10 protein-coding genes are annotated in these 13,155 nt (G+C 71.0%); 8 read left to right on the forward strand and 2 right to left on the reverse strand.

Annotation, left to right across the window (positions count from 1 at the left end; all coding sequences use genetic code 11):
- The 4 genes from ACFWXO_RS19565 to ACFWXO_RS19580 all read left to right on the forward strand — a co-directional run.
- A partial coding sequence (locus ACFWXO_RS19565; protein WP_380525127.1) for a multifunctional oxoglutarate decarboxylase/oxoglutarate dehydrogenase thiamine pyrophosphate-binding subunit/dihydrolipoyllysine-residue succinyltransferase subunit occupies positions 1-3,475 on the forward strand: 3,475 nt, incomplete at its 5' end.
- Between the two features lie 60 nt (positions 3,476-3,535).
- A complete protein-coding gene (locus tag ACFWXO_RS19570) occupies positions 3,536-3,718 on the forward strand; it encodes a DUF6104 family protein (RefSeq protein WP_375896601.1) in 183 nt (60 codons plus the stop codon).
- Positions 3,719-3,913: 195 nt separating this feature from the next.
- Entirely contained in the window at positions 3,914-4,837 is a 924-nt protein-coding gene (locus ACFWXO_RS19575) for a DUF4097 domain-containing protein (protein ID WP_375896602.1), read from the forward strand.
- Position 4,838: 1 nt separating this feature from the next.
- A complete protein-coding gene (locus ACFWXO_RS19580) occupies positions 4,839-5,930 on the forward strand; it encodes a PadR family transcriptional regulator (RefSeq protein ID WP_380525128.1) in 1,092 nt (363 codons plus the stop codon).
- Between the two features lie 57 nt (positions 5,931-5,987).
- Here the strand turns inward: ACFWXO_RS19580 and ACFWXO_RS19585 are convergent, their stop codons facing one another.
- Both ACFWXO_RS19585 and ACFWXO_RS19590 read right to left on the reverse strand, forming a co-directional pair.
- Positions 5,988-6,950: a zinc-binding dehydrogenase gene (locus ACFWXO_RS19585; RefSeq protein WP_375896607.1), complete on the reverse strand. Its 963-nt coding sequence runs from the start codon at positions 6,948-6,950 to the stop codon at positions 5,988-5,990.
- 249 nt (positions 6,951-7,199) lie between these two features.
- Positions 7,200-8,393: an NADP-dependent malic enzyme gene (locus ACFWXO_RS19590; RefSeq protein WP_375896610.1), complete on the reverse strand. Its 1,194-nt coding sequence runs from the start codon at positions 8,391-8,393 to the stop codon at positions 7,200-7,202.
- Positions 8,394-8,976: 583 nt separating this feature from the next.
- Here ACFWXO_RS19590 and ACFWXO_RS19595 point away from each other — a divergent pair.
- The 4 genes from ACFWXO_RS19595 to ACFWXO_RS19610 all read left to right on the forward strand — a co-directional run bounded on the left by ACFWXO_RS19595 (position 8,977) and on the right by ACFWXO_RS19610 (position 13,108).
- Positions 8,977-9,903: an ABC transporter substrate-binding protein gene (locus ACFWXO_RS19595; RefSeq protein ID WP_380525129.1), complete on the forward strand. Its 927-nt coding sequence runs from the start codon at positions 8,977-8,979 to the stop codon at positions 9,901-9,903.
- Positions 9,904-10,366: 463 nt separating this feature from the next.
- On the forward strand, positions 10,367-11,296 hold the full coding sequence (locus tag ACFWXO_RS19600) for an ABC transporter substrate-binding protein (protein WP_375896615.1): 930 nt from the start codon (positions 10,367-10,369) through the stop codon (positions 11,294-11,296).
- A gap of 37 nt (positions 11,297-11,333) precedes the next feature.
- Positions 11,334-12,308: an amino acid ABC transporter permease gene (locus ACFWXO_RS19605; RefSeq protein WP_380525130.1), complete on the forward strand. Its 975-nt coding sequence runs from the start codon at positions 11,334-11,336 to the stop codon at positions 12,306-12,308.
- Positions 12,305-13,108, forward strand: coding sequence for an amino acid ABC transporter ATP-binding protein (locus ACFWXO_RS19610; protein WP_375896620.1), 804 nt, complete (start codon positions 12,305-12,307; stop codon positions 13,106-13,108). Before ACFWXO_RS19605 ends, ACFWXO_RS19610 begins: the two co-directional genes overlap by 4 nt.
- Positions 13,109-13,155 lie beyond the last annotated feature (47 nt).

The raw sequence follows: 13,155 nt of genomic DNA on the forward strand, positions 1-13,155 counted from the left end.
GGGGGGGGGGGGGGCGGCGCCCGGGCGGGGGGGCGGCGCGCCCGCCGCGCCCGCCGCGCCCCCGGCCCCCAAGGCCGCCGCTCCGGCCGCGCCCGCCGCCACCGCCGCGGCCGGCCCCGAGCTGGTCCAGCTGCGCGGCCCGGCCAAGGCCGTCGCCACCAACATGGACGCCTCGCTGGAGGTGCCGACCGCGACCTCGGTCCGCGCCGTCCCGGCGAAGCTGTTGATCGACAACCGCATCGTCATCAACAACCACCTGCAGCGCGCCCGCGGTGGCAAGGTCTCCTTCACCCACCTGATCGGTTACGCCCTGGTCCAGGCCATCAAGGCCGCCCCGGGCATGAACCACAGCTACAAGGTGGAGGACGGCAAGGCCTTCCTGGTCAAGCCGGAGCACGTCAACCTCGGCCTGGCGATCGACCTGGTCAAGCCGAACGGCGACCGCCAGCTCGTCGTCGCGGCCATCAAGAAGGCCGAGACCCTCGACTTCTTCGGCTTCTGGCAGGCCTACGAGGACATCGTCCGCCGGGCCCGCGCCAACAAGCTGACCATGGACGACTTCACCGGCGTCACGGTCTCGCTGACCAACCCCGGCGGCATCGGCACCGTGCACTCCGTGCCGCGCCTGATGCAGAACCAGGGCACCATCGTCGGTGTCGGCGCCATGGAGTACCCGGCCGAGTTCCAGGGCTCCGCCCCGGAGACCCTGTCCCGCCTGGGCGTCTCCAAGATCATGACGCTGACCTCGACCTACGACCACCGCGTCATCCAGGGCGCGGCGTCCGGCGAGTTCCTGCGCGAGATCCACCGCCTGCTGCTCGGTGAGAACGGCTTCTACGACGAGATCTTCGAGTCGCTGCGGATCCCGTACGAGCCGGTCCGCTGGGCCACCGACGTCGCCACCACCCACGACGACGAGGTCAACAAGACCGCGCGCGTCATGGAGCTGATCCACTCCTACCGGGTCCGCGGTCACCTGATGGCCGACACCGACCCGCTGGAGTACAAGCAGCGCAAGCACCCCGACCTCGACGTCACCACCCACGGCCTCACCCTGTGGGACCTGGAGCGCGAGTTCGCGGTCGGCGGCTTCGGCGGCCAGAAGATGATGAAGCTCCGCGACATCCTCGGCCTGCTGCGCAACACCTACTGCCGCACCGTCGGCATCGAGTACATGCACATCCAGGACCCGAAGCAGCGCAAGTGGCTGCAGGAGCGCCTGGAGAAGCCGTACTCGAAGCCGGAGCGCGAGGAGCAGCTGCGGATCCTGCGCCGGCTGAACTCGGCGGAGGCCTTCGAGACCTTCCTGCAGACCAAGTACGTCGGCCAGAAGCGCTTCTCGCTGGAGGGCGGTGAGTCGCTGATCGCCATGCTGGACGCGACCATCGACGCCGCCGCCGAGCACCGCCTGGACGAGGCCGTCATCGGCATGGCCCACCGCGGCCGCCTGAACGTGCTGGCCAACATCGTCGGCAAGCCGTACGGCAAGATCTTCGGCGAGTTCGAGGGCAACCTCGATCCGAAGTCGATGCACGGCTCCGGCGACGTCAAGTACCACCTGGGCGCCGAGGGCACCTTCACCGGCCTGGACGGCGAGACCATCAAGGTCTCGCTCGCCGCGAACCCCTCCCACCTGGAGGCCGTGGACCCGGTCGTCGAGGGCATCGCCCGCGCCAAGCAGGACATCCTGGACCAGGGCGGCACCACCTTCCCGGTGCTGCCGATCCAGATCCACGGCGACGCGGCCTTCGCCGGCCAGGGCGTCGTCGCGGAGACCCTGAACATGTCGCAGCTGCGCGGCTACCGCACCGGCGGCACCGTGCACGTCGTGGTGAACAACCAGGTCGGCTTCACCGCCGCCCCGGCGTCCTCGCGCTCCTCGATGTACTGCACCGACGTGGCCCGCATGATCGAGGCCCCGATCTTCCACGTGAACGGCGACGACCCGGAGGCCGTGGTCCGCGTCGCGCGGCTCGCCTTCGAGTTCCGCCAGGCGTTCCACAAGGACGTCGTGATCGACCTCATCTGCTACCGCCGCCGCGGTCACAACGAGGCCGACAACCCGTCGTTCACCCAGCCGCTGATGTACGACCTGATCGACAAGAAGCGCTCGGTGCGCAAGCTGTACACCGAGGGCCTGATCGGTCGCGGCGACATCACCATGGAAGAGGCGGAGCAGGCGCTCCAGGACTTCCAGGGCCAGCTGGAGAAGGTCTTCGCCGAGGTCCGCGACGCCGCCCAGGCGCCCGCCCCGACCTCCGGCGGCAAGCCGCAGGCCGACTTCCCCGTCAACATCCAGACCGGCATCTCCCAGGAGATGGTCAAGCGGATCGCCGCCTCGCAGGTCAACCTGCCGGACTGGCTGACCGTCCACCCGCGCCTGCTGCCGCAGCTGCAGCGCCGCGCCGCCTCGGTCGAGGACAACACCATCGACTGGGCGATGGGCGAGACCCTCGCCATCGGCTCGCTGCTCATGGAGGGCCACCCGGTCCGCCTGGCCGGCCAGGACAGCCGCCGCGGCACCTTCGGCCAGCGGCACGCCGTGCTGATCGACCGCAAGACCGGTGAGGACTACACCCCGCTGCAGTACCTCACCGAGGACCAGGCCCGCTACACCGTCTACGACAGCCTGCTGTCGGAGTACGCGGCCATGGGCTTCGAGTACGGCTACTCGCTGACCCGCCCGAACTCGCTGGTCATGTGGGAGGCGCAGTTCGGCGACTTCGTCAACGGCGCGCAGACCATGGTGGACGAGTACATCGCCTCCGCCGAGCAGAAGTGGGGCCAGCACTCCGGCGTCACCCTGCTGCTGCCGCACGGCTACGAGGGCCAGGGACCGGACCACTCGTCCGCCCGCCCGGAGCGTTTCCTGCAGATGTGCGCGCAGGACAACATGACGGTCGCGATGCCCACCCTGCCGTCGAACTACTTCCACCTGCTGCGCTGGCAGGCGCACAACCCGCACCACAAGCCGCTGGTCGTCTTCACCCCGAAGTCGATGCTGCGTCTCAAGGCCGCGGCGAGTGCGACCGAGGAGTTCCTGTCCGGCTCGTTCCGCCCGGTCATCGGCGACACCACCGTCGACCCGGCGCAGGTCCGCAAGGTGGTCATCACCGCCGGCAAGTTCTACTACGACGTGGCGGCCGCCCGCGCCGAGCGCGGGGTCACCGACACCGCGATCGTCCGGGTCGAGCGGCTCTACCCGCTGCCGGTGGCCGAGCTCCAGGAGGAGCTGGCCCGCTACGGCGACAACGTCCAGTTCGTCTGGGCGCAGGAGGAGCCGGCCAACCAGGGTGCCTGGCCGTTCATCGCGATGAACCTGGTCGACCACCTCCAGGTCGTCATCGGCCGCAGCGGCGGCGACGCCCGCCTGCGCCGGGTGGCCCGCACCGCGGCCTCGTCGCCGGCGGTCGGCTCCGCCAAGCGGCACGCGGCCGAGCAGCAGGCGCTGCTCGAGGAGATCTTCGCGCTCTGACGCGCGCAGGCTCCGCAGTACCACCGACGCCCGGCGTGATTCGAGAGAGAGGACCTGACCGTGTACTTCACCGACCGAGGCATCGAGGAGCTGGCGAGCCGGCGCGGCGAGGAGGAGGTCACCTTCGAGTGGCTCGCCGAGCGCCTGCGCGAGTTCGTCGACCTCAACCCGGACTTCGAGATCCCGGTCGAGCGGCTGGCCACCTGGCTGGCCCGGCTCGACGACGAGGACGACGACGAGTGAGCCCCGGCGGCCGCTCGTGAGAGGGCCCGGGAGGCACACCGCCTTCCGGGCCCTCGCACGTCTCCCGTAGGGGACGGCTCCGGGATGCTTCCGGGCCGGGTTCAGGGGTGGAACCGCTTGCTTTTCCCGGCACGCGATATATCGTCTTTGGAAGAGAACGCGATACATCGCGATCCGCTACGGGAGGCGGCAGAGATGAGCCAGTGGACGATCGAGGAGCCGGGCAGGACCACGTTCGAGGACGCCGTCCGCGCGCTGCACGTGCGCGTCATCGACGGCACGGTGAACGTGGTCGCGGCCGAGGGCCCGGCCCGCCTGGAGGTCACCGACCTCACCGGCGACCCGCTGCACCTGACGCTGGTCGACGGCGTCCTGACCGTCACCTACAAGGACATCAACAGCTGGGGCGAGTTCGGCACCTGGATCAAGTCGGTCGGCTCGGTCCGCAGCTTCTTCGACTCCTTCAAGCGCAAGCGCTCGGTCGGCGTCACCCTGACCGTGCCGGCCGGCACCGAGGTCAAGGTCGGCACCGTGTCGGCCCACGCCACCGTGAGCGGCATCGACGGCCACGTCTCGGTGCAGAGCGCCAGCGGCGACACCACCCTGGCCGGGGTCACCGGCCGGATCGACGCGAGCACCGTCACCGGCGACGTGGACGCCCAGGCGGTCGGCGGCCAGCTCAAGGTCAACACCGTCTCCGGTCAGCTCACCGTGATCGCCGGCACCGCCGACCGGGTCCAGGCCAACACCGTCACCGGCGCCGTCACCCTGGACCTCGACGTGGCCGGCGAGACCGACGTCAAGGTCAACACCGTCAGCGGCCCGGTCGTGGTCCGGATCCCCTCGCTGGCCGACGCCACCGTCGAGGCCGGCTCCACCAGCGGCGACGTCTCCAGCACCTTCGACGAGCTCACGATGAGCAGCACCTGGGGCGCCAAGAAGATCACCGGCCAGATCGGCGAGGGCCGCGGCAGCCTCAACGTCACCACCGTCTCCGGCGCCGTCACCGTCCTGCGCCGCCCCGAGTCGGAGGACGACGCCCCCGTGGTGGTCCGGGAGCTCCCGGCCGGCCCCGCCTCCGACGCGCCCACCGGCCCCGACCTCACCAAGGAGGCCTGAGATGAGCCCCGTCTTCGGCCACGGCCGGCTCCGGCTCTACCTGCTCAAGCTGCTGGACGAAGCCCCGCGGCACGGCTACGAGGTGATCCGCCTGCTGGAGGAGCGCTTCCAGGGCCTGTACGCGCCGTCCGCCGGCACGGTCTACCCGCGGCTGGCGAAGCTGGAGCAGGAGGGCCTGGTCAGCCACAGCACCGAGGGCGGCCGCAAGGTCTACCAGCTGACCGACGCCGGGCGCGCCGAACTCGAAGCCCGGCAGGTCGAGTTGGACGAGCTGGAGCTGGAGATCCACGACTCGGTGGCGCAGCTCGCCGGGGCGATCCGGGAGGACGTCCGGGACAGCGCCAAGGACCTGCGCGAGGAGCTCTGGCAGGCCGCCAAGCAGGCCCCCCGGCCGGACCGCACCGAGACCGGCGGCGACCCGTGGGCCGGGCCCTGGGGCGACAACGACTCCTGGCAGCGCGCCAAGGAGGAGTTCGCCCAGTTCAAGCGGCAGGCCAAGGAGCAGGCCAAGCGCGCCCGGGAGCAGGAGCGGGCCGCCAAGGCCAAGGCGAAGGCCGCCGAGGAGGAGGCCCGCCGGCTGCGCGAGCAGGCCAAGGCCTCCCGCACCGCCGCCCAGCAGGAGGCGCTGCGGATCAAGCGCCGGGTCGAGCAGCAGGTGCGCGAGCACGCCGCCAAGGGCGACTGGCCGACCGGGCTGGCCGAGGGCCTGTCCGAGCTGACCAAGGGCCTGGCCGGGCTGGCCGACGCGGCCCGCTGGGGCCACCCGACCGGCGAGGCCGGCGAGGGCGCCGGGACGGCCGAGGGCGCCGGGTCCTCCGAGCGGGTCACCGTCACCCGGATCGACCTGGACAAGGGCTCGAACGAGGACTCGGGCAGGAGCCAGGACGGACCGACCGCCACCGCCGACCTGCCGCCGTGGGCGCGCACCGATCCGGACGGCGACCCCGCCCGCGAACTGGAGCGGCTGCTCGACCGCTTCCGCGACCAGGTCCGCGACGCGGCCCGGGACGGCGGGGTGAGCGCCGACGCGCTGGCCGAGGCCCGCTCGGTGCTGGGCACCGCCGGCGAACGGTTGAAGCGGCTGCTCGGCTGACCCGGCCGCCCGCGCGGGCCCGGCGCCCCCTGGTCGGGGGTGCCGGGCCGCCGCGCGTCAGGGGTTGAGCACGATCTTGCCGAAGACGTCACCCTTGGCGAGCCGGGCGAAGCCGTCCCGGGCCTCGGCCAGCGGCAGCACCGAGTCGATCACCGGACGGACCCCGGTGGTGGCGCACAGGGACAGCAGCCCGGCCAGCTCCTCCTTGGTGCCCATGGTCGAACCGACCACCTTGAGCTCCAGGAAGAAGATCCGGTTCAGCTCGGCGGCCTTCGGGCTGGGGCCGGAGGTGGCACCCGAGATGACGATGGTGCCGCCCGGGCGCAGCGACTTCACCGAGTGCGACCAGGTAGCGGCGCCGACCGTCTCCATCACCGCGTCCACCCGGGCGGGCAGCCGGGCGCCGCTCTCGAAGGCCGCGTCCGCGCCGAGCCCGACCGCCCGCTCGCGCTTGGCCTCGTCCCGGCCGGTGACCCACACCCGCAGGCCGGCCGCCTTGCCGAGCACGATCAGCGCGGTCGCCACCCCGCCGCCGGCCCCCTGCACCAGCACCGTGTCACCGGGCTTGACCCCGGCGTTGGTGAACAGCATCCGGTACGCCGTCAGCCAGGCCGTGGGCAGGCAGGCGGCCTCCTCGAAGCTCAGCTCGGCCGGCTTGGGCAGCAGGTTCCAGGTGGGCACGGCCACCCGCTGGGCGAAGGTGCCCTGGTAACGCTCGGTCAGGATGGACCGGGGCTCCGTCGGGCCCACCCCGTGACCGGACTGGCCGATCACCGAGTGGACGACCACCTCGTTGCCGTCCTCGTCGACGCCCGCGGCGTCGCAGCCGAGGATCATCGGCAGCTTCTCGGCGGGCAGGCCGACGCCGCGCAGGGACCACAGGTCGTGGTGGTTGAGACTGGCGGCCCGGACCGTGACCACGCTCCACCCGGGACGGGCCTGCGGCTCGGGGAGTTCGCCCAACTCCAGCCCGCTGAGCGGGTCGTCGGCGTCGATACGGGCGGCATAGGCAGCAAACATGCCCCGGACACTAGCCGGGACGGCCGGGGCCGGGAACCACACGTGGGTGTGACGCGTGTCCCGGCTGTCGCTCCCCCGCTCGCCTCCGGGGCGCTCCGACCCGGTGCCGACGGTCGGCGCTCCCTCGCTCCTGCGTCGCTCCCTCGCGCTCTCCCTTTCGGCACCGGCGCGCCCCTTCGGTTCGGGGGGAGGGGGAGGGCAGGGCGGGGGGAGCGGCCGTCGTGGCCGGCGCGCTCCCCCGGCACCGCGTCAGATCCGGGCCACGCCCTCGGCACGGGCGGCCTCGGCCACGGCCTTGGTGACGGCCGGGGCGACCCGCTCGTCGAACGGCGAGGGGATGACCTTCTGCGGGGTCAGCTCGTCGGCCACCACGGCGGCCAGCGCCTTGGCAGCGGCCAGCTTCATGCCCTCGGTGATCCGGGAGGCCCGCACCTGGAGGGCGCCCGCGAAGATGCCCGGGAAGGCCAGCACGTTGTTGATCTGGTTCGGGAAGTCGCTGCGCCCGGTGGCGACGACCGCCGCGTACTTGTGCGCCACCTCGGGGTGGATCTCCGGGTTGGGGTTGGCCATCGCGAAGATGAACGCGCCCTCGGCCATGGTCGCCACGACCTCCTCCGGCACGGTGCCGCCGGAGACGCCGATGAACACGTCGGCGCCGGCCAGCGCGTCGGCCAGCGAGCCCTTGAGCTCCGAACGGTTGGTCAGCTCGGCGATCTCGGCCTTGACGTCGGTCAGGTCCTCGCGGCCCCGGTACACCACGCCCTTGCGGTCGCAGACGGAGACGTCGCCGATGCCCGCGGCCAGCAGCATCTTGGCGATGGCGATGCCGGCCGCGCCGGCGCCGGAGATCACGGCCCGCAGCGCGCCGATCTCCCGGCCGGTCACCTTGGCGGCGTTCCACAGGGCGGCGGTGGTGACGATCGCGGTGCCGTGCTGGTCGTCGTGGAAGACCGGGATGTCCAGGGCGTCCTGGAGCCGGCGCTCGATCTCGAAGCAGCGGGGGGCGGAGATGTCCTCCAGGTTGACGCCGCCGAAGGACGGGGCCAGCCGGACCACCGTCTCGACGATCTCGTCCACCTCGGTGCAGGCGAGCGCGATCGGCACCGCGTCCACCCCGCCGAACTGCTTGAACAGGATGGCCTTGCCCTCCATCACGGGGAGCGAGGCCTCCGGGCCGATGTCGCCCAGGCCCAGCACGGCGGTGCCGTCGGTGACCACCGCGACGGTGTTGGACTTCCAGGTGTAGTCGTTGACCAGCTCCGGCTGCTCGGCGATGGCCGTGCAGACCCGGGCGACACCGGGGGTGTAGGCGAGGGACAGGTCGTCCGCGTCGCGCACCGGCACGGTCGCCCGGATCTCCATCTTGCCGCCGCGGTGGAGCGCGAAAACGGCGTCGACCGGATCGACGGTGTCCTGGGTGCTGCTGATGATCTCCGCTGCCACGATGACCTCTTCGTCATTGTTTCCGGCGAGGTGCGCGGCCGACGGACTGGGCGCCCCGGCCGTAAGCCGGAAACCGGGTACGCCTGAGCGGACCCGGGGTCGGGGCGGGGGCGCTGCCGTCGGGTGGCGCCCTCGGATGAGGGTTTTTATGGGGTCTTGTGTTGTCCGCTTGTGCTACCGGGCCGAGCGTAGGTCGGACGGAGGCATCGCACCTATGCCTTTTCGTCCTCGTCACGCGCAGTTCATCGCCGTGCTGTCGCGTCGGCTGGGGCCCGGTGTCGGAAGTGCCGGGCTCCGGCGGCGGCAACGGCGCTGAGGCACGCGCACCCGCAAGTGTGAACGCAGATCCGCAGGGGATCGGTGCCCCGGATACGGAGCCACGTGATGACTTCCGGTCCTGGGCACCCCGAGCCTGTCGGGGCTCGTCGGTCTGGTTCGAGCGTTCGGGGGTCACCCGGTACCGAATTCTGACACACCCGCTGCCGGGCCCGGCAGGGCGGGATGGCAGGATCGCTTGTCCGCCGTTCCGCGTACACCCGCGCGACACCGCGGCGACCCCGGTTCCGCCCTCAGGAGCACCCTCATGCCTCTCCGCCCTCCCGCCCGTCGCCCGGCCTTCGCCGCGGCCGCCCTGGCCGCCGCCGGCGCCCTGCTGCTCACCGGTTGCGGCGGTGACGGGCAGGCCGCCGCGAGCGACCCGGTCAAGGACGTCCGCAGCAAGCTGCCGAAGGCGCAGCGCTCCGCCGGGGTGCTGCGCATCGGCATGGACGTCAACTACGCGCCGGTGGAGTTCCGCGGCTCGGACGGCAAGCCGGCCGGCCTCGACCCGGAGCTCGCCACCGCCCTCGGCCGGATCCTCGACGTGCGGGTCGAGTTCGTGGACACCCCCTTCGACAAGCTGATACCGAACCTCCAGGGCAAGCAGTTCGACGTGGCGATGTCCGCGCTCAGCGACGTCCGTGCGCGCCGCGAGGGCCTGGACGCCGACGGCAAGCAGGTCAACCCGGGCGTCGACTTCGTCGACTACTTCATCGCCGGGACCTCGATCGTCGTCCCGAAGGGCAACCCCAAGGGCATCCGGACCCTGGACGACCTGTGCGGCCGGACGATCGCCTTCCAGCAGGGCACCACCCAGGACGAGATCGCCACCCGGCAGGTCGCCGTCTGCTCGCGCGCCGGCAAGCAGCTGACCGTGCACCGCTTCGACACCGACGCCAAGGCGCTGGCCGAGGTCGCCGCCGGCACCGCCGCGGCCGGGCTGAACGACTTCCCGGTGGCCGCCTACGCGGCGAAGACCACGGACGGCGGGGGCCGCTTCGAGGTGACCGGGGCCCAGTCGACCTCCAACCCGTACGGCATCGCGGTCCGCAAGGAGGACACCGAGCTGCGCGACACCGTGGCCAAGGCGGTGGACCAGCTGATCCGCAGCGGCGAGTACGACAAGATCCTCGCCAAGTGGAACGTGAGCGCGGGCGCGGCGCAGAACGCGGTGGTCAACGGGGGCATCTGACCCGCCCGGGGCGGCGGGGCGGGAGCGGGGAACGGGCGGGGCCGCGGGGCAGCGGCGGGGCGTCCGGGAACACCACTGCCGGATCTGCATACTTATACGCAGGGTGACAGGGGCACGCGATCCGTCCGAATAGCGGACAGCACGAGCCCTCGTTATCCGATTTTGATCTGGATGAGGGCCACCTGACCGTCATCAGATGGCAGGATTCCCCCCATCTCGGATCGAGCCGACCACCGGTCGAGGCGGTTCAGGTCGACGTCCACCTCGGCGGAGGGTGGCGGAAGCAGTACCCGCACCACCCTGGGCGGCCACCTGCGCCCAGGCAACTGCACCACCCGGCAACGCACGTACGACGACGTACAGCGAGTGACCACCCGTACGGCTCCGTACGGCCAGCTGCCCCGGTGCGCCGCTCCCGCGGCGCGCTCCGCCCGATTTCTCTCCCCAGGAGGAGATCCCCCTCATGACCGTCCGTACCCAGCGCACCCGCCTCTTCGCGGCCGGCGTGGCTGCCGTGTCCGTGTCCCTGGCACTGACCGGCTGTAGCAGCAGCAAGAGCAGCGACGGCAGCGGCGCCCCCAACGCCTCCGCGACCGTGAACACGGTCAAGGCCGACGACAAGCTGGCCGCCCTCGTCCCCGCCGACGTCAAGTCGGCCGGGAAGCTCCTGGTCGGCGCGGACGCCTCGTACGCGCCGGACGAGTTCAAGGACGACAGCGGCAAGGTCATCGGCATGGACGTCGACCTCGCCAACGCGATCGCCGCCAAGCTCGGCCTCAAGGCCGAGGTCCAGGACTCCGGCTTCACCGCGATCATCCCCGGCATCCAGTCGAACAAGTTCCAGCTCGGCATGTCGTCCTTCACGGACAACAAGGAGCGCGAGCAGGTCGTCGACATGGTGACCTACTTCAACTCGGGCAGCGCCATCGCGGTCAAGAAGGGCAACCCGGGCAAGGTCGACCCGAAGGACCTCTGCGGCAAGAAGGTCGCCGTCCAGACCGGCACCACCCAGGCCGACGAGATCAAGGACACCCGCAACCCGGACTGCGCCAAGGCCGGCAAGCCGGGCATCCAGAACGAGGGCGACAAGTTCGACCTCCAGACGGACGTCACCAACGCCGTGGTCTCCGGCCGCGACGACGCGATGATGGCCGACTCCCAGGTCGTCGACTACGCGATCAAGCAGTCCGGCGGGCAGCTGGAGAAGCTCGGCGACACCTACGGCGTGGCCCCCTACGGCGTCGCCCTCGCCAAGGGCTCCAAGCTCACCCCGGCGATCCAGGGCGCCGTCCAGTCGCTGATCGACGACGGCACCTACAAGCAGATCCTCACCAAGTGGGGCGTCGAGGCCGGTGCCCTCGACAAGTCCGTCGTCAACGGCGCCACCAGCTGACCCCTCGTACGCTTCATCTCTCCCCCGAGGCCACACCGTGAACTCTCTGGACAAGGGGACGGCGCCGAAGGGACGGCCTGAGACCATCAAGGCCGTCCCGGTCCGCCACCCCGGACGCTGGGCGGGTGCCGTCGTCATCGCCCTGCTCGCGGCGATGCTGCTGAGCGCCCTCTTCACCAACCCCGCTTTCAAGTGGGACATCGTCGGGCAGTACCTGTTCCACGACAGCATCATGCACGGGCTGCTCGTGACACTGGAGCTGACCGCCCTCTCCATGCTCATGGGTGTGGTCGGCGGCATCATCCTCGCGGTGATGCGGCTCTCCCCGAACCCGCTGCTGGCCGGCACCGCCTGGGTCTACATCTGGATCTTCCGCGGCACCCCGGTCCTGGTGCAGCTGGTGTTCTGGAACTTCCTCGGCCTGATCTGGGCCAAGCTGTCGATCGGCGTACCGTGGGGACCGGAGTTCTGGTCCGGCGAGACCAACGTCCTGATCCCGACCTTCGTCGCCGCCCTGCTGGGCCTCGGCCTCAACGAGGCCGCCTACATGGCGGAGATCGTCCGCGGCGGCATCCAGTCGGTCGACGAGGGCCAGACCGAGGCCGCCCACGCGCTCGGGATGAGCCGGTTCCAGACCATGCGGCGGATCGTCCTGCCGCAGGCCATGCGGGTGATCATCCCGCCGACCGGCAACGAGACCATCTCGATGCTCAAGACCACCTCGCTGGTCTCCGTGATCTCCCTGGAGGAGATCTTCCGGGCCGGCCAGGTCATCTACTCCCGGAACTACCAGAACATCCCGCTGCTGATCGTGGTCAGCCTCTGGTACCTGTTCTTCACCTCGGTGCTGACCATCGGCCAGTACTACATCGAGCGCCACTACGCCCGAGGTTCCAACCGCACCCTCCCGCCCACCCCGCTGCAGCGACTGCGGGGCCTGTTCGCCGGGAAGCCCGCCCCGAAGACCACCGCCGACGTCGTCCCGGGGCTCGAGGGAGGTGGTCACGTATGACCGATCTGAGCAAGACCCCCACCGACTCCGCGTCCACCGGTGAGCCGATGGTCCGGGCCGAGAACGTGCACAAGTCCTACGGAATGGTCGAGGTGCTCAAGGGCATCGACCTGGAGGTCAAGCAGGGCGAGGTGTTCTGCCTCATCGGCCCGTCCGGCTCCGGCAAGTCGACCTTCCTGCGGTGCATCAACCACCTGGAGAAGATCAACGGCGGCCGCCTCTGGGTGGACGGCGAACTGGTCGGCTACCGGCAGAAGGGCGACAAGCTCCACGAGCTCAAGGACCGCGAGGTCGCCGTCAAGCGGCGCGACATCGGCATGGTCTTCCAGCGCTTCAACCTGTTCCCGCACATGACCGCGATGGAGAACGTCATCGAGGCGCCGGTCCAGGTCAAGCGCGAGAGCAGGGCCGAGGCCCGGGAGCGCGCGATGGCCCTGCTGGAGCGGGTCGGCCTCGCCGACAAGGCGAAGAACTACCCCTCGCAGCTGTCCGGCGGCCAGCAGCAGCGCGTGGCGATCGCCCGCGCGCTGGCCATGAAGCCCAAGCTGATGCTCTTCGACGAGCCCACCTCGGCGCTCGACCCGGAGCTGGTCGGCGACGTCCTGGACGTCATGCGCGGCCTGGCCGAGGAGGGCATGACGATGGTGGTCGTGACCCACGAGATGGGCTTCGCCCGCGAGGTCGGCGACGCCCTGGTGTTCATGGACGGCGGTGTGGTGGTCGAGTCCGGCAACCCCCGCGAGGTGCTCACCAACCCCCAGCACGAGCGCACCAGGGCCTTCCTCTCCAAGGTCCTCTGAGCCCGTACGGTCGGGGGGCGGGCGCGGCGCGCGGGGCGCGGGGGGCC

Source organism: Kitasatospora sp. NPDC059088 (assembly GCF_042738155.1).
In the GTDB taxonomy this organism is placed as follows: domain Bacteria; phylum Actinomycetota; class Actinomycetes; order Streptomycetales; family Streptomycetaceae; genus Kitasatospora.

What these genes read in the sequence shown, in the direction of transcription:
- ACFWXO_RS19575 (WP_375896602.1), top strand. Translation starts at nt 3,914, where the DNA reads ATGAGCCAGTGGACGATCGAGGAGCCGGGCAGGACCACGTTCGAGGAC.
- ACFWXO_RS19580 (WP_380525128.1), top strand. Translation starts at nt 4,839, where the DNA reads ATGAGCCCCGTCTTCGGCCACGGCCGGCTCCGGCTCTACCTGCTCAAG.
- ACFWXO_RS19585 (WP_375896607.1), bottom strand. Translation starts at nt 6,950, where the DNA reads ATGTTTGCTGCCTATGCCGCCCGTATCGACGCCGACGACCCGCTCAGC.
- ACFWXO_RS19595 (WP_380525129.1), top strand. Translation starts at nt 8,977, where the DNA reads ATGCCTCTCCGCCCTCCCGCCCGTCGCCCGGCCTTCGCCGCGGCCGCC.
- ACFWXO_RS19600 (WP_375896615.1), top strand. Translation starts at nt 10,367, where the DNA reads ATGACCGTCCGTACCCAGCGCACCCGCCTCTTCGCGGCCGGCGTGGCT.
- ACFWXO_RS19610 (WP_375896620.1), top strand. Translation starts at nt 12,305, where the DNA reads ATGACCGATCTGAGCAAGACCCCCACCGACTCCGCGTCCACCGGTGAG.